This window comes from Pseudomonas quercus, from assembly GCF_012033695.1.
Taxonomy (GTDB): domain Bacteria; phylum Pseudomonadota; class Gammaproteobacteria; order Pseudomonadales; family Pseudomonadaceae; genus Aquipseudomonas; species Aquipseudomonas quercus.
In genome coordinates this window covers 87,002-109,067 of record NZ_JAAVJI010000008.1, presented here as the reverse complement: position 1 = coordinate 109,067, position 22,066 = coordinate 87,002, and the positions used below count along the sequence as shown (strand labels likewise).

The window sequence follows — 22,066 nt, the reverse complement described above, 5'->3', positions numbered from 1 at the left end:
GAGGAATTCACCATGCAAAGCGAACTTGAAAGAGTAATACTGACGCGCCTGCTTCATGCCCACCCTAAAGGTTTGGGCAAAGAAATTCTCGATGACCATCGGGGTGCCGAGCAGGTGCAGCTCTGCGTGCAAACGCTTCGAGACAAGGGGCTGATTCATACGCCTGAGGACGATAAGATGGTTTATCCGGTCAAGCTCAGCGCCTCGGGCGTTGAGGCTGCAAAAGCGTGCGAGCTTCCTTAGTGAGCCCGGCCCTTTGCCCTTTTGATCCAGCTCACCGGCCAAACGCGTAAGGGTTTTACTAAGTTTTCATGTTTTAACGCCTTACCCGTCTAGGCGCAGCGGCGGGTTACAGGCGATACTCCACGTCCGTTATCACGCCTCCTCTTGTAGTACTTTTCTTCACAGGGCGAAGGATTAATACGGAATTAAACTGTCCAACCCGCGTCTTTACAGTTCAAGCGTCGCATGTGCGTCGACAGACCGGATATTTAGCAAGACTCAAGGAGCATTAAATGCTGATACTCACCCGAAAGGTCGGCGAAAGCATCGTCATCAATGACGACATCAAGATCACCATCCTTGGCGTAAAGGGTATGCAGGTTCGCATCGGCATCGATGCACCCAAGGACGTGCAGGTTCATCGTGAAGAGATCTTCAAACGGATTCAAGCCGGAACGCCAGCGCCAGGCAAGACCGACCTCTGATTCCTCAACACACGATACTCTCTTTGGGCCAGACACTCTGCGGCTTACTCCTAACGTCGCTTCTCTAGGCCGGGCTCCCGCCCGGCCAGGCCCACGTCCTTCATGCCAGGCCTACCCATGCTCAAGCGTGTTACCCTCGCCCTTACCCTTACCTGTGCCAGCGGTTCCGCCCTTGCGTTGCAGCCAGGCGATCCCATCACGCCTTGGACCTTGCTCGATCAATTCGATCAGCCTTTCACCCTCACGAGCGATACTCGCGTATTGCTGATCGCACGCAGCATGTCGGCGGCGCGATTGGTCAACGCAGCTTTGGAGGCATCCTCAAAGGGTTACCTGGAAGGACGGCACACAGCCTACATTGCTGACATAGAGCGCATGCCGGCTGTTGCCCGAGCTTTCGCGGTTCCGGCTATGCGATCTGCCCAGTACCGCATTCTGCTGGACGCTGAGGGCCGCGTAGCGCCCCGCTACGAAGGTTCACGCGAGGGTGTGCAGTGGCTGGAGGTGCGCGATGGCAAGCTGGCCGCCCAGCGTCAGTTCAGTGACTCTGGTGAGCTACGAAAGGCACTTGAAGCGCTCTAGGCACGCTACCTAATGTGGAATCGCGAGCACGTGGCGCGCCTCTCAGCCGAAGCGGGCAAACAACTCGCTCACGAACAACCGCACCCCTTGCTCAGGTGCGTAAACCTTGCCTAGGAGCTGGTCAGCATTACGCACATGTTGACGCAGGCGGGCCTTGACGCCTTGGCAGCCGAGCACCGCTACCAGGGTGGATTTGCCAGCATCCTTGCCTACGTCTTTGCCGATCGAAGCGTCGCTCTTTGCACCGTCCTGAAGGTCGTCCAGGAGCTGGAAGGCCTGGCCAAGTTCCAGCGCGAAGGCACCGAGTGCTTGCCGTGTGCCATGATCGGCGCCCGCAGCGATGGCGGCCATTTGCAGCGTGGCATCGAACAACACGGCGGTCTTGAGTTCGTTTGTACGGGCGATGGCATCTGCGCTGCGCGCGCCGCGGCCTTCGCGAAGGTCCTCATATTGACCCCTCACCAGGCCTTGGCTACCCACAGCACGAGACAACTCGGCCACTAGCGCTGCACGCCGGTCAGGTTCGATGTCCAGGCTGGCGAGCAGGCCAAACGCGCGGCTGAGCAACGCAATAGCCGCTAGGATGGCAACGTCCTCACCAAAGCTCAAATGCAGCGTGGGCTTGCCACGGCGCAGCTTGGCGTTGTCCATGCAGGGCAGGTCGTCCAGTACCAGTGAGGCGGCATGGACCATTTCCACCGCACACGCCATGTCCACCACGGCAGGCCGAGACTCCCCCAGCCCTTGGGCAGCCAGTAGCAGGAGCAAGGGCCGAATGCGTTTGCCAGGCGCCAGCGTGCTTTCCCGCATGGCAGCTGTAAGCAACTCATGATGGTCGCCTGGCTCAGGCAAGAGCACTTTGAGGCGCGCGTTCACAGCCTCACGCATTCCGCCCCACGCGCAGGAAGATTGTTCGTCGAGCTGTGCGAGGTTGTTTGGGCTCATGCGTGCAATCCTTTTGGGCTGTAGCAGCTATGTTATAGGCAAGGCGGTAATCTGCATGCCTGAGGTAGGCCTGGGGCTCACCCTGTCGGGCCTGGCGCAAGCCGAGTATCGACCACAAAAATTTCAAGGTTACTGCATCCTGGGGGGAACGCATTCTGTCGGCCGCTGCCTTAACAGCGCGCGGACACTATACCAACCTTCTACAAAATAGCTGACCCTGCATAACTGACAGTGGAAAACCTGGAACGCTCCCGGAGCCGCGATGAACCCTGGCGATTTGCTAGACCGAAAGAACGACCACCTGGAAATTGTGCTCGACCCCACCCGTGCCATCAGCCAGGGGCGTACCGGTTTCTCACAATGGCGCTTCGAGCACTGCGCCCTCCCTGAGCTGGACCTGGAAGCTATCGACCTGAGCACCACCTTCCTAGGCAAGCCACTGAAGGCGCCGGTGTTGATCAGTTCGATGACAGGTGGCGCAGTCCGCGCCCAGGACATCAACCTCAACCTGGCCGAAGCTGCCCAGCATTTGGGCGTTGCCATGGCCGTGGGCTCCCAACGGGTCGCCTTGCAAACAGGCTTCGACCATGGGCTTACCCGCGCACTTCGCCAGCGTGCGCCTGACATTGTGCTACTGGGCAATCTGGGCGGCGCGCAACTTCGAACACCTCAGGGCCTGGACCTAGCCCGGCGAGCCGTGGATATGATCGAGGCTGATGGTTTGATCATCCACCTCAACCCGCTCCAAGAGGCTGTACAGCCAGGCGGCGACACGGACTGGCGCGGCACGGTCGATGCCATTGCACAGGCCGCCCTGCAGCTGGAAGTGCCCCTGGTTATCAAGGAAGTGGGCAGTGGGCTTAGCGCGGCCGTGGCCAGCCAATTGGCCCAGGCCGGGGCTGCGTGCCTGGATATTGCTGGCCTTGGCGGAACCCACTGGGCGGCGGTAGAAGCCGAGCGCGCTACTACGCCAGCGCAACGGGCCATAGCGGCTGCGTTCAGCAATTGGGGCGTTCCTACGGCTGAGGCGTTGCAGGCAGTACGCCAGCGCCTGCCTCACATGCCGCTCATTGCGTCAGGTGGTATCAGCAACGGTGTCGACATGGCCAAAGCCATTGCCTTGGGCGCTGACATCGTAGGCCAGGCAGCGGCCGTACTGGAGGCCGCGACCCAGTCTCCAGCAGCGGTTATCGAACACTTCCAGATCGCCCTTCGCCAGTTACAGATTGCCTGTTTCTGTACCAGCTCAGCTAACCTTGCACAGCTGCGTCAGGTGCCCCTGGTACGGGAGGTCGCGTCCCTGTGAGCCACTTTGGCGTGGTCGCGCCGCCTTTGTTCAGTCATTTTCAGGCCATGCAAGCCCTGGCGGCTGCGTTGATCCAGCGCGGGCACCACGTCACCTTTTTTCAGCAGGTCGAAGCGGGCGCGCTTATCCAGGACAGCACCATCGGGTTTCATCCTTTGGGCTTGAACACTCACCCCGTGGGCAGCCTGGCTAACGCCTTGCGCCATGCCGCCCGGCCCTCCGGGCTCTCCATACACCGCGTGATCCGTGACCTGGCTGCGAGCACAGCCATGCTCTGCGACGAGTTGCCTAAAGCGGTTACGGCGCTGGGTATAGATGCGCTGATCTGCGACCAGATGGAAGCCGCCGGTGGGCTGGTGGCCGAGGCGCTTGGCCTGCCTTTCGTATCTGTAGCCTGTGCCCTGCCCGTTAACAGGGAACCTGGGGTGCCCTTGGCCGTGATGCCCTTCAAGTGGGGTGAAGACCCGCGTACGCGCACCCTGTATGACACCTCCGCGCGGGTATACGACGCGCTCATGGCGCCCCATAGGCGTGTGGTGGCTGCGCGGGCGAAGGCGTTTGGCCTGCCGCCACGAGAGGGCCTTCACGAGTGCCTGTCAGGCCTCGTGCAGGTCAGCCAGACGCTACCCGGCCTGGAATTCCCCCGTAAAGCGTTACCCGCGTGTTTCCACCACGTAGGCCCATTGCGTTCATCCGATCACGGCACCGAAGCCTCCCGTTGGCCCATAGACCCTGGCCAGCCCTTCGTGTTTGCCTCGCTCGGAACGCTGCAAGGGGATCGGTATGGCCTGTTCAAGCGCATTACCAAGGCCTGCAGGGCGCTAGATGTGCAACTGCTGGTCGCCCACTGTGGTGGGTTAGCGCCCGCTCAGGCTCAGCGTCTTCACCACCTGGGTGCCACCTGGGTGACCGACTTCGCCCACCAACCCACTGTGCTGCGCCAGGCCAGCGCCGTGATCAGCCACGGCGGGCTCAATACCGTGATGGACGCCATTGCTGCGGGCACACCTATTCTCGCGCTGCCCATCGCCTTCGACCAGCCTGGTGTTGCCGCCCGTGTGCAACAGGCCGGGGTGGGCGTGCAGGCCTGGCACCGTAGCCCTTGGCAGGTCCTGGCCCGTCGGCTGGCCACGGTGCTCGACGCCTCCCGCTATCAAGGCGCCCTTGCGGTGCTTGAGGCCCAGCGTCAGGCCGCAGGCGGGGCCGCACGCGCAGCCACCCTTATCGAGAGCGCGGTAGCAAGCCGCCGCCCCGTGTACAGCGAGGCAACACCATGAAGCCCGCATGGGACCTTATCCTGGTCGGCGCAGGGCTTGCCAATGGCCTGCTGGCCTGGCGGCTGGGCCAAGTGCGCCCAGACCTGAATGTACTCGTGATCGAGCAGGCACCTGTGCTGGGCCTGGACCACACCTGGTCCTTTCACAAAAGCGACTTGAGCACGCAACAGTGGCAGTGGGTCGAACCCTTGGTCACCCACACCTGGCCAGGGTACGAAGTACGATTCCCTGCCCTGCAGCGGGCGTTCGAGGGCCATTACTGCACCGTCAGCGGTAGTCAGTTCGCCCAGGTGCTGACACAGGCCCTAGGGCGTCAGCTCATCACGGGCGCCGTTGTACGGCGGTTGACGCCTGATACGGTACAGCTGGAGACGGGTGAAACCCTGTATGCCCGCGCCGTGTTCGACGGCCGGGGCCTGGCCCCCAGCGACCACCTGTGGCTAGGCTACCAGAGCTTCCTGGGCCAGGAAGTGCTATTGGCGGCGCCACATGGCCTCACACGGCCCATTGTGATGGACGCTACGGTTCCACAGCACGACGGCTACCGATTCGTGTATGTACTGCCGCTGGCTGAAGACCGCCTGCTGATCGAAGACACCTATTACAGTGACAGCGGCAACGTGGACCCTGCCCTCTTGCGCCAACGCATCGAGGCATACGCCCGCCAGCAGAGCTGGACAGTGACCCAGGTGATCCGCGAGGAACAAGGCCGCCTGCCTATCACGTTAGGCGGCCATTTCGATGCCTTCTACGGCCAAGGGCACGGCGTAGCCCGGAGCGGCCTGCGCGCCGGGCTGTTCCATCCGGTCACCGGCTACTCCTTGCCTGAGGCTGTGCGCCTGGCCGATTGGGTGGCGGCGGTACCTGACGTGGCCGCAGACACCCTGCAGCCGCTTCTGTATCGTTATCGGCGTACCCTGTGGCAGCGCCAGCGCTTTTTCCGGCTGCTCAACCGTATGCTCTTCCTGGCCGGCCGGCCTGAAGACCGCTGGCGGGTGCTGGAGCGCTTCCACCGCTTGGCCCCTGGCCTGATCCAACGCTTCTACGCCGGCCAACTGCGGGCTACGGACAAAGCGCGCCTGCTGATGGGCAAGCCTCCCGTGCCCCTGATACCTGCTGTCAAAGCCATGCTTGCTAATGCACCCTCCGTACAGGAAAACCGATGACAGACACTCCAGTGACCGTGGTAACAGGTGCCGGCTTTGGTGGCCTGGCCCTGGCCATCCGCCTTCAAGCCGGTGGGCAGCAGACCCTGCTACTCGAAGCACGGGACAAACCCGGTGGGCGCGCTTACGTCTACGAAGACGAAGGCTTTGTTTTCGATGCAGGGCCTACTGTGATCACCGACCCCACGGCCATCGAGGAACTGTTTACCCTCAGTGGCAAGCGCATGGCCGATTACGTGGAGCTGCTACCCGTTACGCCCTTCTATCGTCTGTGCTGGGAGGACGGCAGCCGCTTCGATTATGCCAACGACCAGGTAGCACTCGAGCAGCAGATCCATCGCTTCAACCCTGCTGACGTGGCGGGCTACCGGCGTTTTCTAGACTATTCACGGGCGGTGTTCGAGGAGGGCTACCTCAAGCTGGGCACCGTACCGTTCCTGTCCTTCAAGGATATGCTTCGTGCAGGCCCCGCCTTAGCCAAGCTTCAGGCCTGGCGAAGCGTGTACAGCATGGTGTCGAAATTCATCCAGGACGAACGCCTGCGCCAGGCGTTTTCGTTTCATGCGCTGCTGGTAGGCGGCAACCCGTTTGCGGCGTCTTCCATCTACACGCTTATTCACGCACTGGAGCGGGAATGGGGCGTGTGGTTTCCAAAAGGCGGCACCGGCGCGCTGGTACAGGCCATGGTTCGCTTGTTCAAGGACCTGGGCGGCCAGCTGGAACTCAACGCCAAGGTAAGCGAGATCGAAACCTGTGACGGCCGGGTAAGTGGTGTGCGCCTGGTCGACGGCCGCCAGATCCCTGCGGTGGCACTGGCGTCCAATGCCGACGTGGTGAACACCTACAAAGACCTACTGGCCGGGCACCCCCGAGGTCGCCGCCATGGCAGGACATTGGAAGGCAAGCGTGCCAGTAACTCACTGTTTGTACTGTATTTCGGCTTGAACAGACTGGAGCCTGGCCAGGCGCACCATACGGTGTGCTTTGGCGCACGTTACCAGGCGCTCATCCAGGAGATTTTCCACGGAAAGCAACTGGCCGATGACTTTTCCCTCTACCTGCATGCACCGTGCGTGACGGACCCTTCCCTCGCCCCGCCTGGCTGCAGCGCCCATTATGTACTGGCGCCTGTGCCTCACTTGGGCAATGCACCTTTGGATTGGCAAGTGGAAGGCCCACGCCTGCGCGAGCGCATTTTCGATTACCTGGAAGCGCGTTACCTACCGGGCCTACGCAGCCATTTGGTCACCAGCCGGATGTTTACCCCAGAAGATTTTCGCGATGAATTAGGCGCGCACTTGGGCTCGGCCTTTTCCCTGGAACCCCTGCTTCGTCAAAGTGCATGGTTCCGCCCGCACAACCGCGATGCGGAGATTCCCAACCTGTACCTGGTCGGGGCGGGTACACACCCAGGGGCGGGCGTACCGGGGGTGATCGGTTCGGCTAAAGCCACGGCGCGTTTGATGCTAGAGGACCTGCGTTCATGAACCAAGCATTGCTGGACCATGCCAGCACTACCATGAAGCAGGGGTCCAAAAGCTTTGCGGCGGCGTCCAGGTTGTTTGACCCAGCCACCCAACGCAGTGCATTGCTGTTGTACACCTGGTGCCGGCACTGTGACGACGTGATCGATGGCCAGGCACTGGGGCACAACGGCCATGTGCCGCCTGCCGGCGAAGCCTTGGCCAGGCTCGAAGGTCTTAAAGACGCCACCGCCGCCGCCTACCGCGGCGAGCCCATGAGCGACCCTGCTTTTGCAGCGTTCCAGGCCGTGGCCCAGGCCCATGGCATAGAACAGCGCCATGCGTTTGCCCATTTGGAGGGCTTTGCCATGGACGTGGCAGGCCGCCGCTATGAAACCTTGGACGACACCTTGGAGTACTGCTACCACGTGGCCGGGGTAGTAGGCCTGATGATGGCCCAAGTGATGGGTGTGACCGCGCCCGCGACGCTAGCCCGTGCCTGCGACCTGGGCCTGGCCTTCCAGTTGACCAATATTGCCCGGGACCTCGTCGAAGACGCACGTGTGGGGCGGTGCTACCTGCCGGCACAGTGGCTCAGGGAAATGAACCTGTGCGCTGACACACTGGCCGCGCCTGCCCACCGCCTTGCCCTGGCCGTACTTGCCAAGCGCCTGGTGGACGCCGCAGAGCCCTATTACACTTCAGCCATTGCTGGCATTGGGGCGTTGCCGCCGCGTAGCGCCTGGGCGGTAGCGACTGCGCTGGAAGTGTACCGGGCCATTGGCTTGAAAGTACGTGCTGCTGGTGCTGCGGCCTGGGACCGGCGCCAAGGGACCCATACAGCCGAAAAAGTGGTGTTGTTAGGCAAGGCGGCCTACGTGGCCGGCAGGGCGCGGGTTACTGACCATCCACCTCGCCCTGAGCACCTGGCGCGCTTTGTGTAGCCAAAGGAGGCTTGCTGCCGGTTGCACCTGACCTTCCGCGCTTCAACTGCTGCTTGAGTACTGCCACCGGTGGCGCATACAGGAAGCCAAAGGATACGCACCCGTCTTTGCTACCCACGGCATGGTGAAGCCGGTGCGCCTGGTACAAGCGCTTGAGGTAACCTTTGCGTGGCAGGTAGCGCAAAGGCCAGCGGCGGTGAACAAGGCCATCGTGGGCGATGAAATACAACGCGCCGTACGCGGTCATGCCGGCGCCTATCCACTGCAAAGGCCACATGCCACGGGTGCCCAGCGCGATCAACACGATCGCCAGCCCGGCAAACACGATTGCATACAGGTCATTTCGCTCGAACCACCCGGTCCGCGGCTCATGGTGGGACTTGTGCCAGCCCCATCCCCAGCCGTGCATGATGTACTTGTGGGCATACACGGAGAACACCTCCATTGCCACCACGGTGACCAGCACTATGAGTGTCTCGACCATCTGCTTACTCCTCGACAGGCCTTGGGCAGCAGGCTGGCCTACAGGTTCCCACCCGTTACAACCAGCCCTGTTGCAAGGCCTCCACGGCCATGGGCCTAGCGAAGTGGTAACCCTGGGCCTGGCCTGTACCCATTTCCCGAAGCAACTTCAGTGCCTCGGCGTCCTCGACCCCCTCGGCGACTACAGACAACCCCAAGGATTCGGCCATACGCACAATGGCCCTGACAATCGCACGGCTACGGCTGCTGCTGGTGAGTTCGAGGATAAAGGATTTGTCGATCTTAAGCCCGGTGAACCGAAACTGATGGACGTAACTTAACGAGGAAAAACCCGCGCCGAAGTCGTCCAGTACTACCGACATGCCTTGATCGGACAACTTCTGCATGCTTTGACGGGCCAGCTCAGGCTCCGCTACCAGGGCCCCTTCGGTGAGCTCCAGGCAAATACGCCGGGGGCTGACGCCGAACGTCTCCAGTAGCTCAAGCACTTCTTCGGCAAACTCTGGGCGGGTAATGCTGTAGCTGGAGCAGTTCACATGCACTGGCGGCCAATGGCCGTTCTCGGGCCGGGCCAGGATAGAGGCGACACACCGCAGCATGTAGAGATCCAACCGGCCAATGAGCCGAAGGCCTTCCAGCGCAGGAAGAAATGCCCCAGGCGCCAGCACCTTGCCGTCTGGCTGCTGCCACCGAATCAATGCCTCCAGCGCCACAAGCTGGCCGGTGGCAACATCTACAATGGGCTGGAAATATGGCACCAGCTCATCATTGACCTTCATTGCGTTGCGCAACGCGCCTTCCCGGGCCACCTGATCGGAAAACTCCCGGCGTAGCTCCTGGTTGAACACCGCGTAGCTGTCCCTCCCGGCATTCTTGACCCGGTACATGGCCGTGTCAGCGTCGCGCAGCAAATCAGCAGGCTTTTGGTGAAATTGCTCGTCGGCGCTCACAATGCCGATACTGCAGCTGGAAAACACCGCTTGCCCATCGATATGAAAAGGCCGGTCAAAAGCAGCGAGAATGCATTCAGCAATGCTCACAGCCGTGTCCACGGGGGCGTCGGGTGCGAGCACGGCAAACTCGTCGCCGCCTAGCCTGGCCAGCAGGTCGGTGTCTCGCAGGCAGCTGCGCAGGCGGGCTGCCGCTTCCATCAGCAAATGGTCGCCGAAGTGGTGGCCACGGCTGTCATTGATCAGTTTGAAACGGTCCAGGTCCAGGAACATCACCACCAGTTGACGGCCCTGGCCACGAAACTCATTCCAGGCCTGGCCCAGGCGCTCCTGCAGATGGCTGCGGTTAGGCAGGCCAGTGAGGGCATCATGGGTGTTTTCGTGGTGCAGCTGCGCGTTGGCCAAGTCCAGCTCACGGGTACGGTCCTGTACCCGGGCCTCTAGCTTGAGGTTGGCGGCGTGCACGGCCTCGGCGGCGCTGCGCCGGGTCAGCGCGGTATCGATATGGCGCGACACGAAGGTGAGCAGTTCCTGGTCGCGCAATGTGTAGCGTATCTGGGGAATGTAACTTTGCACCACCAGCACGCCCCGCACCTGATCGTCATCGAACAGGGGGATGCCCAGCCAGGACTGGGAGCGCACCGGTTCATTGCTGCCCTCGATTTCGCCGGCCTCGGTCAAGCGGCTGGTGTCGTCGAAATCGATCAAGCAAGGGCGGCGCTGGCGGATGACATATTCGGTCAGCCCGCGGCGACCCTGGCGTGGTGGCGGGCGGTTATTCAGTACTTCGTCAATGTAATAGGGGAACGTGACTTCTTCGTGTGCAACGTCGTAGAGCGCTATGTAGAAGTTTCGGGCATACAGCAGCTCACCCACAATGGCGTGGAGCCTTGAAAACAGCTCTGCCATGTCCCCTTGCTGGCTGGACAGCTCGGCGATCTGGAACAGGGCGTTTTGGAGGTGCTCGGCCCGCTCGCGCTCCGTGACCTGCTGGCGCAGGGCATCATTGAGCTGAGAGAGCTCGCGGGTGCGCTCTGCCACCGTACGCTCCAGGTGAGCCCGGTGCAGGATGCGGTCAAGGGCCATGGCCACGTGGCGCGCCACCACCAGGAACAACGCCCGGTCCTCTTGGCTGTACACGCGGTCTACGTCGTACACCTGCATGGCAATCATGCCAAACACTTGGTCAGAAGCGTTCTTGAGGGGTGCGCCCATCCAGAATTCGGGGCGGTGACCCACGCAGTAGAACCGGTGCTCGGCGCTGGCCCGCGCGATGCCAGCCGCATCGATAAGCATGGGCTGGCCCGAGGTGAGCACGGCTCCGGTCAGTGACAGCCTGTCGGGGTCCAGGTACTCATTGGCGTCGGCCTCCACCGCCTCGATGTCGGTCGTGTCCACATAGTAAGGGTAGGTGACCTGCCCCGAGCGCTGGTCGTACAGGGCCAGGTAGAAGTTCTCGGCATCGATCAAGTCGGCCAACTGGCGGTGTACTCCCACCATGAAGGTGGCACGGTCATGAATGGAACTGGCCAGGTTGGTGATGTTGTACAGCACCCGCTGGGTATGCTGGGCACGAATCAAGGCATCGCTTTGCAGCCGCAACCCCAGGCGCATGGCCAGGGCAGCACACCGTGAGCCATCAGTGCCGTCCTCCATCGCCAGCAGCCAACCCAGCACACTCTCGCCTCGGCCGGTGGCCCAGCGACGTACCTTCGCCTCTCGGCAAAAGTCATCGAGGCCCCGCTCGTCCAAGGTCTGCGGCCACTCAGCGGCTGCTTCGCTTCGGCCAGTAAGCTGCAGATGATCACCCGCGCGGTAGAACGCCCACGCGTGGTCAGGAATTTCTTCACGTGCTCCGGCCAATAACCGGGCAAGGCTGGGCAACGTCGACTCCTGCGAACTCATGCATGCTCCAAGCTAAAACACGGATCCTGTTCACCGCGCCCGTAGCTTATAGCACCGGGCCACCACTTTGCTTCAAATTGTTTCAAGCAACCACTGTATTAAGGGCAACGGCCCCGGCCATTGTGCGGCAGCAACCCATGTGCTACGCCCTAATACGACTTGATCACCCTGGCCCGGCTATTGGCCAGGTGCACCCGCATGGCTGCCCGAGAGGCTTCGAAATCCTGGCGGGCAATGGCGTTGTAAATATGTTCGTGCTCGCCTACCAAGCGGCTATGGGCCTGCTGGCGGTCCAACCGCGCAATTGTCACGGTGTTGAGGCGGGCACGTGGAAACATGCTGGTACCAAAATGCGTGACTATTTCCACAAAATAACGGTTATTGGTGGCGTTGGCGATCTGCAGGTGAAACTGAAAATCTGACACCAGGGAACTACCCGTGTCGCTGGCACGTTCGAAGCGCTCCAAGGCCCGGGCCATGTCAGCCAATTGCACTTCGGTGCGCCGTAGCGCAGCAAGGCCAGCGGCTTCCACTTCAAAGCTCATTCGTACATCCAGAATGGCAGTGACGTCCTGAAGGGTGACCACTGTAGAAGGGTCCAGCCGTGGGGTGGCGCTGCCCAAAGCATTGAGCACAAAGGTACCAATGCCCCGGCGGGTTTCTACCAGACCCGCCACCTGTAACCGGGACAGCGCTTCTCGAACCACCGAACGGCTGACCCCACCCGCCTCCATCAGCTCCACTTCACTGGGGAGCTTGTCGCCAGGCTTTAGAGCCCCCTCGCCTATTCGCCGGGAAAAATCATCCACCAGGGCTTGAGCAAGGTTGCGGGGCCGGCCAAGCAGGCCGGGCATAGCAGAGGGTTCGGTTGCCAAGGCGTTCTGTCTTTGCCGGAAAAAGTGGCACTAGCATATAGGAATGCCAAGAAAAGTGGCCAAATGGCAACGTGTACTTAGGCCACACGTTGCCCTAGCGTCCGCTAGTCCTTCTTGTGACCGGGCAATACTGCCCCCAACACTTGCCGTGCGGTCTGCACCAGAATGCCCGCCTCGTTGGGATCGCCTTTGAGCAGGGCAGTTGCGAACTTCTTGGCCTGCTCCAACTTGATGTGAGGCGGCAGAGGTGGCACATCAGGGTCTGTCTTGAACTCGATGACCACGGGCACCTCGCTGGCCAGTGCCTGCTCCCATGCCCCCGCCACCTTGTCGTCGCTGTCCACGAAAATGCCCTTGAGGCCGATGGCCTCGGCAAAACGATGGTAAGGCACGTCCGGTATGGATTGGGAGGCTTCGAACTTAGGGTCGCCTTCCATCACACGCTGCTCCCAGGTCACCTGATTCAGGTCTTCGTTGTTGAACACTGCGCATATCCAGCGGCCGTTGCCCCACTGACGCCAGTACTTAGCCACCGTGATCAACTCGGCCATATTGTTCATTTGCATGGCGCCGTCGCCCACCAAGGCGATCACCGGGCGGTCAGGCCAGGCAAACTTGGCGGCGATGGCGTAAGGCACAGCGGCGCCCATGGAAGCCAACCCGCCAGAGAGCGAGCACTGCATGCCTTTGCGGATTTTCAGGTCGCGGGCAAACCAATTGGCGCATGAGCCCGAATCGCATGTGATGATTGCCTCATCTGGCAACTGCGGTGACAGTTCGTACACCACGCGCTGCGGGTTGATGGGGTTGGCGGTCACCAGCGCCCGCTTGGCGAGGGTTTTTTCCCAGCTTTCGCGCCAGCCTTCTACCCGCTTGCGCCAGGCACTGCGGTCTTTGTCCAGGAGTAGGGGCAGCAGCGCTGACAGGGTTTCGGCAGCATCGCCGGTCAGGTTTACTTCCATGGGGTAGCGCAAGCTGAGCATATCTGGCGCCAGGTCGATCTGCACGCCACGGGCCTTGCCTTCTTCAGGCAGGTACTCCGAATAAGGGAAGCCGGAGCCGATCATCAACAAGGTGTCGCATTCGGTCATCAGCTTGTAGCTTGGCTCGGTTCCCAGCAGCCCGATAGAGCCTGTTACCCAAGGCAGGTCATCGGGCAGCACGGCCTTGCCCAGTAGCGCCTTGGCCACGCCTGCACCCAGTTGCTGCGCCACTTGAATCACTTCATCTGCAGCACCCAGTGCACCTGCCCCCACCAGGATGGCCACCCGCTCGCCACTGTTGAGTACATCCGCCGCACGCTGCAGGTCCTGTTCGTAAGGCACCACCTTGGGCTTGCTGAACCCTACCCCTGAGTGAACGGTGCCATGGGCACGGGCAGGCTCGCTGTAGGGTTCTTCCTGGAGGTCGTTGGGCAGGATCAGTGCCGTGACCTGTCGCTCGCCCACCGCCGTGCGCACTGCCCGGTCCAAGAGGTGCCGTACTTGGGACGGTGCGCTGGCCTGGTGCACGAATGCACCGGCCACGTCCTTGAACAGGGACACCAGGTCCAGCTCCTGTTGATAGTGGCCGCCAATGGCCGTGCGTGCCTGTTGCCCCACAATGGCCAGCACGGGCATGTGGTCCAGGCGCGCATCGTAGAGGCCCGTCAGCAAATGGCTGGCCCCTGGCCCGGAGGTCGCCATGCACACGCCCAGTTCGCCTGTGAACTTGGCATGTGCGCTGGCCATGAAGGCTGCCATTTCTTCATGGCGGGCCTGCACGAACTCGATCTTGCCCTGCGCGCGGGCCAGGGCACCGAACACGCCATTGATGCCATCGCCCGGGTAGCCGAATATCCGGCGTACCCCCCACTGGTACAGCCGCTCGATCAGGAAGTCGCCAACGGTCATGCTGCTCATGCCTTCGCCTCTCAGCCAACAGGTACGTGTCACGTCTAGACTGCGGCCCGCCGCACCGGGGTTCCATTTTTTTCCGAAAACCTAGGCTGTGTCCGTTACACTCCCCGCCCCTTCGCCGTTGCTGAGCCCGTTTACCATGCACGCCACTGCCCTCGCCTCTTTACACCAGGCCCTACTGGACGTGCTGGCAGCGCCCCCGCCCGAAGCTCGGCGCGTGCTCCATGGCCGCGGCCGATGCTGGCCTGGCCTGGAGCAAGTGACGGTGGACTGGCTGGAGGGCGTCGTCCAGGTCACGGTATTCAAGGCACTGGAAGGTGATGGGCGGGCGCAGTTGATTGCCGTATTGCAGGCGGTCATTCACAGCAGTGAGTGGGTAGCGTGCGGCGCCACTGGCCTACTGCTGCAAGAGCGTTACCTGGAAGGCAGCCCTAGCCTTTGGCTCACCGGCAGTGCCCTGGGGCCGCTGCGTATTCATGAGCAGGGCCTGGCGTACTGGATCGAACCGGGGCGCGCTCAGAACAGCGGCTTCTTTCTCGACATGAGCGAAGGCCACCGCTGGGTGCGTGAGCAAGCAGCGGGCAAGCGTGTGCTGAACCTGTTTGCCTACACCTGCGCCTTCTCGGTAGCGGCCTTGGCAGGCGGTGCCAGCGCCGTGGTCAACCTCGACATGTCCAGCCCCGCGCTGGCCCGTGGCCGAGACAATCACCGCGCCAATGGCCAGGACCTGGCCAAGGTCAGTTTCCTGGCCCACGACCTGTTCAAGTCTTGGGGAAAGGTCAGCCGCCAAGGCCCCTACGACCTGATCATCGCAGACCCGCCTTCCTTCCAGCGTGGCAGCTTTATTCTCGCCCGAGACTACCCCAAGGTGTTGCGCAAGCTGCCAGGCCTGTTGAATGCCGAAGGGAAGGTGCTTGCCTGCCTGAACGACCCGGCCCTGCCCACGGCTTTTCTGCGACAAACCATGGCTGAGCATGCCCCTGAGCTTCGTTTTGTGGAGCGCTTGGCTAACCCTGTGGAATTTCCAGAGCGTGACCCCGAGGCTGGCCTGAAGGTGCTGGTGTTCAGCCGATAGCCAAGAAGCGGCTGGCCTTCATTTTTTTCGTCTATAGCCGATAAGCAGGGCATCAGCAACTTGCTCACCTGCCTGCCTTATGACGTTTTTCAACCTTGCCGCCCATCCCTCAGCACGCTCGATCAGGCGCGCTATTGCCTTGTTGCCGGTGGGCATACTGGTGGTGGCGTTGATCATGGCCTTGTGCATCGGCCAGCTGGATGTTCGCCACGCCAAACGGGAAATGCGGGCGGACGTTCGCCTTAGGCTTGCGGCGATCGGCGCGCAGGCACAAAGTCACGTTCGCTCAGCGTTCAGCGAATCGGAAGGGCTGGCCCAGTTGATTGCCGTGGACGGTGACATCAGCGCCCCGCGGTTCAGTGGCATGGTGCGACAGCTCACTGCCACCATCCCGTACCTGAGCCATATTGTGCTGGCGCCTGGGGACGTGGTCCGTGATGTTTACCCTCGGGAAGACAATGAAGGCCTCATTGGGGTGGACTTAAGTACCTTGTCTACGCAAGTGGCCCTGCTGGAGCGATCCCGGCAGGAACGTCGCAGCGTGCTGGCCGGCCCACTCAGGCTGCATCAGGGGGGCACTGGGCTGATTTTCCGTCGGCCCGTGTTTACGTCAGGGCACCTGGGGCAGGCGCAATACTGGGGCACCCTGTCTATTGTGGCAGGGGTCAAGGGCCTGCTGGATGCGACCGGGATTACAGACCAGGCGGGCCTGGAAATCGCCTTGCGGGGCTGCGACGGGCGCGGTGGCGAAGGCGCAATGATCTGGGGGGACCCGGCCCTGTTCGACGCTCACAACGTGGTGGCCGACATCGATGTGCCTGGTGGACAATGGCAACTGGCGGCGCGGCCGGTTGGCGGCTGGCCGACCATCGGCCTGATGAACTCTCAGTTGTTCGAGCTGTGCTTGATTGGGGGCCTGCTGCTGGCCCTGTTCTGTGCCCTGCTCGCCAGGGGGCAGTTGCTGCTGACGCGCCGCAACAACGACCTCAAGCATGAAGTTGCCGAGCGCCAACAGGCTGAGGCGGAGCTGGCCCGCATCGCTCACTACGACAGCGTCACCCAGTTGCCCAATCGGGTGTTGTTCCGGCACCACCTGGACCAGCATGTGCAAGACACCACGCCAGGCTATCGCTTCTCCGTGCTGCTGCTGGACATCGACGGCTTCAAGGTTATCAACGACACCTTGGGCCATGTGATGGGCGACCTGCTGTTGCAACAGGCCGCGCAGCGCCTTGAGCAGCACATTCTGCCGGGGGACAGCCTTGCCCGGCTGGGCGGAGACGAGTTCGGGTTCATATTCCTTCACGCTGAGGGCGCTACACCGGCGGCTGTTCGGGTAGAGCACCTGGTGCAGGCGATGCAACAACCCTTCGACCTGCAAGGCAACGCTGCCCTGGTGTCGGCCAGCATAGGCGTGGCCCTTTACCCCACAGACGGCAGTTGTGCCGCAGACCTGCTACGCCATGCCGACACGGCCATGTACAGTGCCAAGGAAGCAGGCCGTAATGGCCTGTGCTTCTATCAACCGGCCATGACCTCGGCCATTCGAGCGCGCGTGGTGCTGGAGCATGCCTTGCGCCGTGCGCTGCACAACGAAGAGTTCGAGGTGTGGTACCAGCCCAAGGTCCACCTGCGCACAGGCGTCGTGACCGGTGCAGAAGCCTTGCTGCGCTGGCGTGACCCGACCCAGGGCATGGTGTACCCGGATGTCTTCATCCCTATAGCAGAGCGCACGGGGCTGATCATTCCCATCGGCCAGTGGGTGGTCAACGAAGTCTGCCGCCAGCAACAGGCCTGGCGGCAGCGTGGTGTGTTCGATGGGCGTGTGGCCATCAACGTCGCTGCGCCTCAGATAGACCGCAGCGATCTCGTTGCCTGTGTACTCGCAGCCCTGGCCCAGTATCAGTTGCCCGCTGCGGCGCTAGAGGTGGAGGTGACTGAAAGCCTATTGATGGAAAGCCCGGAGCGAGCCCGCGAGGCCTTGGCCCGCCTGCAGGCTGAAGGGGTGAGCACAGCCATTGACGACTTCGGGACCGGTCATTCTTCCTTGGCGTACCTGAAGCTGTTGCCTGTGAACCACTTGAAGATCGACCGCGCATTCGTGCGAGACCTGCCCCATGATTTAACCTACGGTGCCATCACCGAAGCGATCATCTCACTCGGCCAAGCGCTGGCCTTTGACATCACGGCCGAAGGCGTGGAAACCGCCGAGCAATGCACCTTCTTGCAACAGGCAGGCTGCGCCTATGGCCAAGGCTATTATTTTGGGCGGCCCATGCCGGCGTCCGCATTCGAGGGCTGGCTGGCCAAGCGCGCCGTTGGCCACGCGTCAGTCGCGAGCCAAGCGCTCCAGCACCCCTAGGCCATCCGCAACGGCCGCACCCGCTGCAGTGTTGTCGAAGATGCACCACGTGGGCTGCGTCACTTGGCCAAGCCTGTCGGCCAATGCATCCAACGTGGCGGGCGAATAGGCTGAGTAATAGCGCTTTGGGGAGCCGTGCAGGCGAAGGTAGGCCACACCGGGCCGGCCTTGTGGGGCATGTTCGGCCAGGGGTGACGGATCGGCCTCTACCCACACGACCTGCAGCGATCGCAGCAATTCCCATGCCTCAAGCCAACTGTGATGCCTGGGTTCCAGCACGACCAAGCCGTGGTAACAGTGGCGCAGGGTACCGAAGAACGCCTGTGCGATGGCCGGCTCATAGGCCAGTGAAGGGGGCAGCTGTACCAGCAGGCCACCCAGCCGGTCTTCCAGCGCGGTGCATTGAGTCAGAAAGTCGTTCAGTAGGCTTTCACAGCCCACCAAGCGGTGCTCGTGGGTGATCTGCTTGGGCACTTTGACCGAGAAGCGGAAGCCGTCAGGCACCGAGGCTGCCCATTTGGCATAGGTGGCAGGCCGGTGGGGCCGATAGAACGATGAGTTGATTTCGGTAGCGTTGAAGCGGCTGGCGTAGCGCTCCAACTGGCTGCCAGCTGCGTCGAAACGCGACCACTGCGCGCGCGGCAGGCTCCAACCGGCGCACCCCAGGTACAGCACGGAGGAGGATAAGGGCGTCATGCAGGTGTGACTAGTCAGGCCGTGCGAGCGTTCCGTCGGCCCGGATTGTGTCAGGCCGGAGGCTGCATTACCCTGCCGCCCATGACGTTTTGCCACTATGGATGACCTTGATGCGCCCTGGAGTGCTCCTATCCCTTGCCATGCTGTGTGTAGCCCCTTGCGCGTGGGCAGATGCCTACAAATGCACCGGCCCCGATGGCCGGGTGGGCTTCAGCTTCGTGCCCTGCCCTGTCATGCAGGGGGATACGCAATGGGCCCGCAAGGTGCAGCAGGCACGTTGGGTGAGCGCGAACCCGGAGGATGCCAAGCCGGACGTGATCAACAAGCGCGCTACTGACATCCTTCGCGCCAGCTACCGTACCAAGGTGCGCTACACCGTGCACTACCTTCCTGGCAACGCGCCCGCACCGGTCAAAGCGCCTAAGGTCAAACCCAAGCCGCTGCGCTGTCAGCAGCAGACCGGCCATACCGCCTGCGACGGCCTGGCACGGCCCTGACGGCCTTTGGCTGAACCGGTCTGCGCCTTATGCAGTCCCTTCGCAGGCTGGCGCCTGCTCCCACAGGGTTCATAGGGCTTTGGTGATTGATCCTGGCGGATCCTCCTGTTGGACCGGGCGCCGCCGAAGGCGGAGGCCGGGAAGCTGCGGTTCCTTCGCAGGCTGGCGCCTGCTCCCACAGGACTCGTAGGGCTTTGGTGATCGATCCTGGCGGATCCTCCTGTTGGACCGGGCGCCGCCGAAGGCGGAGGCCGGGAAGCTGCGGTTCCTTCGCAGGCTGGCGCCTGCTCCCACAGGACTCGTAGGGCTTTGGTGATTGATCCTGGCGGATCCTCCTGTTGGACCGGGCGCCGCCGAAGGCGGAGGCCGGGAAGCTGCGGTTCCTTCGCAGGCTGGCGCCTGCTCCCAGGGTTCATAGGGCTTTGGTGATTGATCCTGGCGAAGCTTCTTGTTGGACCGGCCGCAGCCGAAGGTGGAGGCCGGGAACTTGCAGTTCCTTCGCAGGCTGGCGCCTGCTCCAACAGGGCTCATAGGGCTCTGGTGATTGATCCTGGCGAAGCTTCTTGTTGGACCGGTCGCAGCCGAAGGTGGAGGCCGGGAACTTGCAGTTCCTTCGCAGGCTGGCGCCTGCTCCCACAGGGTTCACCGGAGGTTCCGGTTATTGAACTCCGGCGGCGCCTCCTGTTGGACCGGCCACAGCCGAAGGCGGAGGCCGAGAACTTGCGGTTCCTTCGCAGGCTGGCGCCTGCTCCCACAGATTTCATAGGGCTCTGGTGATTGATCCTGGCGAAGCCTCCTGTTGGACCGGCCGCAGCCGAAGGCGAAGGCCGGGAAGCTGCGGTTCCTTCGCAGGCAAGTGCCTGCTCCCACAGGGTTCACGGGAGGGCCGGTTATTGAACCCCGGCCGACCCCCTATGAGGGACAGGTAGCAGCCGGGGACCCATAGACGACGCGGCTTTAGATCCTGAAACTGCCCACCAGCTGTTTCAACCGGCCGGCCTGCTGTTCGAGGTCGGTACAGGCCCGTAGCGTGGCTTGCAGGTTTTCAACACCTTCCTGGTTCAGCATGTTGATTTCAGTGATGTCCACGTTAATGGCTTCCACCACAGAGGTCTGCTCTTCGGTAGCGGCTGCCACGGACTGATTCATTCCTTCGATTTCGCTGATGCGCTGCGTTACGCTGCCCAGCTGCTCTCCCGCCTGGTTGGCAATGCTCACACTCTGATCACTTTCATGCTGGCTGTCGTTCATGATCGCTACCGCTTCCTTGGCGCCCACTTGCAGCTCTTCGATCATGCCCTGAACCTGCTGGGCCGATTCCTGAGTGCGGTGTGCCAGGTTGCGCACTTCGTCGGCGACCACGGCAAACCCACGGCCGGCCTCGCCTGCACGGGCTGCCTCGATGGCCGCGTTAAGGGCCAACAGGTTCGTCTGCTGGGAAATACCGGTAATCACTTCAAGAATCTGCCCGATATTGCCGGTCTTGAGGTTCAGCTGTTCGATTTTCTCGCAGGCGCCGCTGATCTTCGAACCCAGGCGATCCATAGCGCTGATGCTTTGTTGCACCACCGCTTGCCCGTGGGTAGCCAGGTTGCTGGCATCGCTGGAATGACCAGATGCCAAGGCAGCATTCTGAGCGATCTCCTGAGCAGCGGCGCCCAATTCATTGATGGCCGCCGCCACGCTGTTGGTGCGGTTAGCCTGCTGGTCAGAATTGACCATGGACGAGTTCGACGCACTCACCACCCGCGCTGCCACCTCATTGAGCTGCACGGTAGAAGACGACACCTCACGCATGGAGTCATGAATCCGTTGCACAAAGCGGTTGAAGGCCAGGCCCAGTTGACCGAATTCATCGTGGTTATGAATGTCCAGGCGGCGGGTAAGGTCGCCTTCGCCAGCGGCAATGTCTTGCATGGCACGGCCCATCACGTTCAGGGGGCGCATCAGGAACGTGATCAGCATGCTCAGCAGCACCATGATCACGACCACAGCCACCGTAGTAGCGACCACAGCAGAAGCACGGAAATCGCTCAGGCTGGCGTAGGCTTTTTCTTTGTCTACGGCCAGGCCGATGTACCAGTCTACCGAGGGCAGCCCGTCCACATGTGTAAAGGTCACCACCTCAGTGCGGCCCTTGTGATCGCTTTCGCTGATATCACTGCTCAGGCGTGGGGTGGCCTGGGGGTAGGCATCCTTGAGGGTTTTGTTTACCAGCCCTTGGTCAGGGTGCACAAGAATCTGACCACTGGCGTCGGCCAGGAAGGCATAGCCATTACCGTGGAAATCCAGGCTGTTGAGTGTCTTGACCAAGGCATTGAGGTCCAAGTCGCCCCCTGCTACGCCAATGGTCTGGCCATTGGCGCCCTTCACCGGCGTTGCAATGGTGATCAGCAAGGCCTTGGTCACCGCATCGGTGTAAGGCTCGGTCAGCGTGGTGTTGCCCGCCGCTACCGCCCCTTTGTACCAAGGTCGAGTTCGTGCGTCGTAATCGGCCGGCATGTCTTCCGGCGGTTGCAGCACGTACGCCCCGTTGTCGCGGCCCAGGTACACACTCAGGAAGGTGGAAATAAGGGTGTTCTGCTTCATCCACCCTGAAGCGGCGGCATCATCAGGCACTGTAGCAAGGCCCTCGGCCATGCCTTCCACCAACAGAATGCGCCCGGACAGCCAGTTGCGCACATTGGCAGCCGCGCTTTCACCGGTTTCGGTCAGGTAGCTGTCGAGCTCAGACTCAATAGCATGGCGTTGCAAGTAATCGTTATAGAGCGAGAACAAGGTGAACGCGAGCACCACCACAAGGGAGGCGGCCAACAATATCTTGTGGCTGAATTTTAGGTTACGGGTCATGGCTGCTGGCAATCCGCTATTAGTCACTGATACCGGTGTTATCGGCTCGTGACAGCATGGATTAAGGGCGTATGACAAAAATATG

18 protein-coding genes and 1 pseudogene are annotated in these 22,066 nt (G+C 61.8%); 11 read left to right on the top strand and 8 right to left on the bottom strand.

Annotated elements, in window-relative coordinates; all coding sequences use genetic code 11:
• The first annotated feature begins 12 nt into the window (after window positions 1-12).
• The 3 genes from HBH25_RS14345 (at window position 13) to HBH25_RS14335 (ending at window position 1,289) form a co-directional block, all read left to right on the top strand.
• Window positions 13-243, top strand: a complete 231-nt coding sequence (locus HBH25_RS14345; RefSeq protein WP_168084596.1) for a hypothetical protein — start codon at window positions 13-15, stop codon at window positions 241-243.
• A 272-nt stretch (window positions 244-515) separates the two neighbouring features.
• Window positions 516-707 (top strand): carbon storage regulator CsrA, encoded by a 192-nt coding sequence (csrA, locus tag HBH25_RS14340; RefSeq protein WP_168084595.1) that lies wholly within the window; start codon window positions 516-518, stop codon window positions 705-707.
• Between the two features lie 117 nt (window positions 708-824).
• Window positions 825-1,289, top strand: coding sequence for an FAD/FMN-containing dehydrogenase (locus tag HBH25_RS14335; protein WP_168084594.1), 465 nt, complete (start codon window positions 825-827; stop codon window positions 1,287-1,289).
• Window positions 1,290-1,331: 42 nt separating this feature from the next.
• Here the strand turns inward: HBH25_RS14335 and HBH25_RS14330 are convergent, their stop codons facing one another.
• A complete protein-coding gene (locus HBH25_RS14330; protein WP_229631948.1) occupies window positions 1,332-2,234 on the bottom strand; it encodes a polyprenyl synthetase family protein in 903 nt (300 codons plus the stop codon).
• Between the two features lie 262 nt (window positions 2,235-2,496).
• On the opposite strand from HBH25_RS14330, the gene fni reads away from it, so the two are divergent.
• Genes fni through HBH25_RS14305 form a run of 5 tightly spaced genes read left to right on the top strand, consistent with a single transcriptional unit; the run spans window position 2,497 to window position 8,390 of the window.
• Complete coding sequence (gene fni / locus HBH25_RS14325; RefSeq protein ID WP_168084593.1) at window positions 2,497-3,540, top strand: type 2 isopentenyl-diphosphate Delta-isomerase; 1,044 nt, start codon at window positions 2,497-2,499, stop codon at window positions 3,538-3,540.
• Window positions 3,537-4,817, top strand: coding sequence for a glycosyltransferase (locus HBH25_RS14320; RefSeq protein ID WP_168084592.1), 1,281 nt, complete (start codon window positions 3,537-3,539; stop codon window positions 4,815-4,817). The genes fni and HBH25_RS14320 overlap by 4 nt, the downstream gene beginning before the upstream one ends.
• Window positions 4,814-5,983, top strand: a complete 1,170-nt coding sequence (crtY, locus tag HBH25_RS14315; protein WP_168084591.1) for a lycopene beta-cyclase CrtY — start codon at window positions 4,814-4,816, stop codon at window positions 5,981-5,983. Before HBH25_RS14320 ends, crtY begins: the two co-directional genes overlap by 4 nt.
• Window positions 5,980-7,470, top strand: coding sequence for a phytoene desaturase (locus HBH25_RS14310; RefSeq protein WP_168084590.1), 1,491 nt, complete (start codon window positions 5,980-5,982; stop codon window positions 7,468-7,470). The genes crtY and HBH25_RS14310 overlap by 4 nt, the downstream gene beginning before the upstream one ends.
• Entirely contained in the window at window positions 7,467-8,390 is a 924-nt protein-coding gene (locus tag HBH25_RS14305; protein ID WP_168084589.1) for a phytoene/squalene synthase family protein, read from the top strand. Before HBH25_RS14310 ends, HBH25_RS14305 begins: the two co-directional genes overlap by 4 nt.
• Here HBH25_RS14305 and HBH25_RS14300 read toward each other — a convergent pair.
• The 4 genes from HBH25_RS14300 to HBH25_RS14285 form a co-directional block, all read right to left on the bottom strand.
• The gene (locus HBH25_RS14300; RefSeq protein WP_168084588.1) at window positions 8,344-8,874 is read right to left on the bottom strand and encodes a sterol desaturase family protein; all 531 of its coding nucleotides are present in this window, start codon (window positions 8,872-8,874) and stop codon (window positions 8,344-8,346) included. The two genes, HBH25_RS14305 and HBH25_RS14300, sit on opposite strands and share 47 nt — an antisense overlap.
• 55 nt (window positions 8,875-8,929) lie before the next feature.
• Entirely contained in the window at window positions 8,930-11,728 is a 2,799-nt protein-coding gene (locus tag HBH25_RS14295) for a sensor domain-containing phosphodiesterase (protein WP_168084587.1), read from the bottom strand.
• Between the two features lie 149 nt (window positions 11,729-11,877).
• Window positions 11,878-12,582 (bottom strand): FadR/GntR family transcriptional regulator, encoded by a 705-nt coding sequence (locus tag HBH25_RS14290; RefSeq protein WP_168084682.1) that lies wholly within the window; start codon window positions 12,580-12,582, stop codon window positions 11,878-11,880.
• A 125-nt stretch (window positions 12,583-12,707) separates the two neighbouring features.
• Window positions 12,708-14,504 carry a thiamine pyrophosphate-requiring protein gene (locus HBH25_RS14285; protein WP_168084586.1) on the bottom strand — a complete coding sequence of 599 codons (1,797 nt, stop codon included), beginning with the start codon at window positions 14,502-14,504 and terminating at the stop codon, window positions 12,708-12,710.
• A 136-nt stretch (window positions 14,505-14,640) separates the two neighbouring features.
• On the opposite strand from HBH25_RS14285, the gene HBH25_RS14280 reads away from it, so the two are divergent.
• Window positions 14,641-15,576 (top strand): class I SAM-dependent methyltransferase, encoded by a 936-nt coding sequence (locus tag HBH25_RS14280; RefSeq protein WP_168084585.1) that lies wholly within the window; start codon window positions 14,641-14,643, stop codon window positions 15,574-15,576.
• 79 nt (window positions 15,577-15,655) lie between these two features.
• On the top strand, window positions 15,656-17,938 hold the full coding sequence (locus HBH25_RS14275) for a putative bifunctional diguanylate cyclase/phosphodiesterase (protein ID WP_168084584.1): 2,283 nt from the start codon (window positions 15,656-15,658) through the stop codon (window positions 17,936-17,938).
• On the opposite strand, the gene HBH25_RS14270 is transcribed toward HBH25_RS14275, so the two are convergent.
• Complete coding sequence (locus HBH25_RS14270; RefSeq protein WP_168084583.1) at window positions 17,906-18,634, bottom strand: DUF72 domain-containing protein; 729 nt, start codon at window positions 18,632-18,634, stop codon at window positions 17,906-17,908. The genes HBH25_RS14275 and HBH25_RS14270 overlap by 33 nt on opposite strands.
• 122 nt (window positions 18,635-18,756) lie before the next feature.
• Here HBH25_RS14270 and HBH25_RS14265 point away from each other — a divergent pair, with 122 nt between their 5' ends.
• On the top strand, window positions 18,757-19,131 hold the full coding sequence (locus tag HBH25_RS14265; protein ID WP_324616906.1) for a DUF4124 domain-containing protein: 375 nt from the start codon (window positions 18,757-18,759) through the stop codon (window positions 19,129-19,131).
• A 957-nt stretch (window positions 19,132-20,088) separates the two neighbouring features.
• Here HBH25_RS14265 and HBH25_RS23780 read toward each other — a convergent pair.
• Window positions 20,089-20,853, bottom strand: coding sequence for a methyl-accepting chemotaxis protein (locus HBH25_RS23780; RefSeq protein WP_425503048.1), 765 nt, complete (start codon window positions 20,851-20,853; stop codon window positions 20,089-20,091).
• Window positions 20,854-20,943: 90 nt separating this feature from the next.
• Window positions 20,944-21,981: pseudogene (locus tag HBH25_RS23775) on the bottom strand (HAMP domain-containing protein); the annotation flags it as partial.
• Window positions 21,982-22,066: the final 85 nt, after the last annotated feature.

What these genes read in the sequence shown, in the direction of transcription:
- HBH25_RS14305 (WP_168084589.1), top strand. Translation starts at nt 7,467, where the DNA reads ATGAACCAAGCATTGCTGGACCATGCCAGCACTACCATGAAGCAGGGG.
- HBH25_RS14345 (WP_168084596.1), top strand. Translation starts at nt 13, where the DNA reads ATGCAAAGCGAACTTGAAAGAGTAATACTGACGCGCCTGCTTCATGCC.
- HBH25_RS14295 (WP_168084587.1), bottom strand. Translation starts at nt 11,728, where the DNA reads ATGAGTTCGCAGGAGTCGACGTTGCCCAGCCTTGCCCGGTTATTGGCC.
- HBH25_RS14270 (WP_168084583.1), bottom strand. Translation starts at nt 18,634, where the DNA reads ATGACGCCCTTATCCTCCTCCGTGCTGTACCTGGGGTGCGCCGGTTGG.
- HBH25_RS14290 (WP_168084682.1), bottom strand. Translation starts at nt 12,582, where the DNA reads ATGCCCGGCCTGCTTGGCCGGCCCCGCAACCTTGCTCAAGCCCTGGTG.
- crtY (WP_168084591.1), top strand. Translation starts at nt 4,814, where the DNA reads ATGAAGCCCGCATGGGACCTTATCCTGGTCGGCGCAGGGCTTGCCAAT.
- csrA (WP_168084595.1), top strand. Translation starts at nt 516, where the DNA reads ATGCTGATACTCACCCGAAAGGTCGGCGAAAGCATCGTCATCAATGAC.
- HBH25_RS14285 (WP_168084586.1), bottom strand. Translation starts at nt 14,504, where the DNA reads ATGAGCAGCATGACCGTTGGCGACTTCCTGATCGAGCGGCTGTACCAG.
- HBH25_RS14275 (WP_168084584.1), top strand. Translation starts at nt 15,656, where the DNA reads ATGACGTTTTTCAACCTTGCCGCCCATCCCTCAGCACGCTCGATCAGG.
- fni (WP_168084593.1), top strand. Translation starts at nt 2,497, where the DNA reads ATGAACCCTGGCGATTTGCTAGACCGAAAGAACGACCACCTGGAAATT.
- HBH25_RS14310 (WP_168084590.1), top strand. Translation starts at nt 5,980, where the DNA reads ATGACAGACACTCCAGTGACCGTGGTAACAGGTGCCGGCTTTGGTGGC.
- HBH25_RS14330 (WP_229631948.1), bottom strand. Translation starts at nt 2,234, where the DNA reads ATGAGCCCAAACAACCTCGCACAGCTCGACGAACAATCTTCCTGCGCG.
- HBH25_RS14280 (WP_168084585.1), top strand. Translation starts at nt 14,641, where the DNA reads ATGCACGCCACTGCCCTCGCCTCTTTACACCAGGCCCTACTGGACGTG.
- HBH25_RS23780 (WP_425503048.1), bottom strand. Translation starts at nt 20,853, where the DNA reads ATGGTCAATTCTGACCAGCAGGCTAACCGCACCAACAGCGTGGCGGCG.
- HBH25_RS14300 (WP_168084588.1), bottom strand. Translation starts at nt 8,874, where the DNA reads ATGGTCGAGACACTCATAGTGCTGGTCACCGTGGTGGCAATGGAGGTG.
- HBH25_RS14335 (WP_168084594.1), top strand. Translation starts at nt 825, where the DNA reads ATGCTCAAGCGTGTTACCCTCGCCCTTACCCTTACCTGTGCCAGCGGT.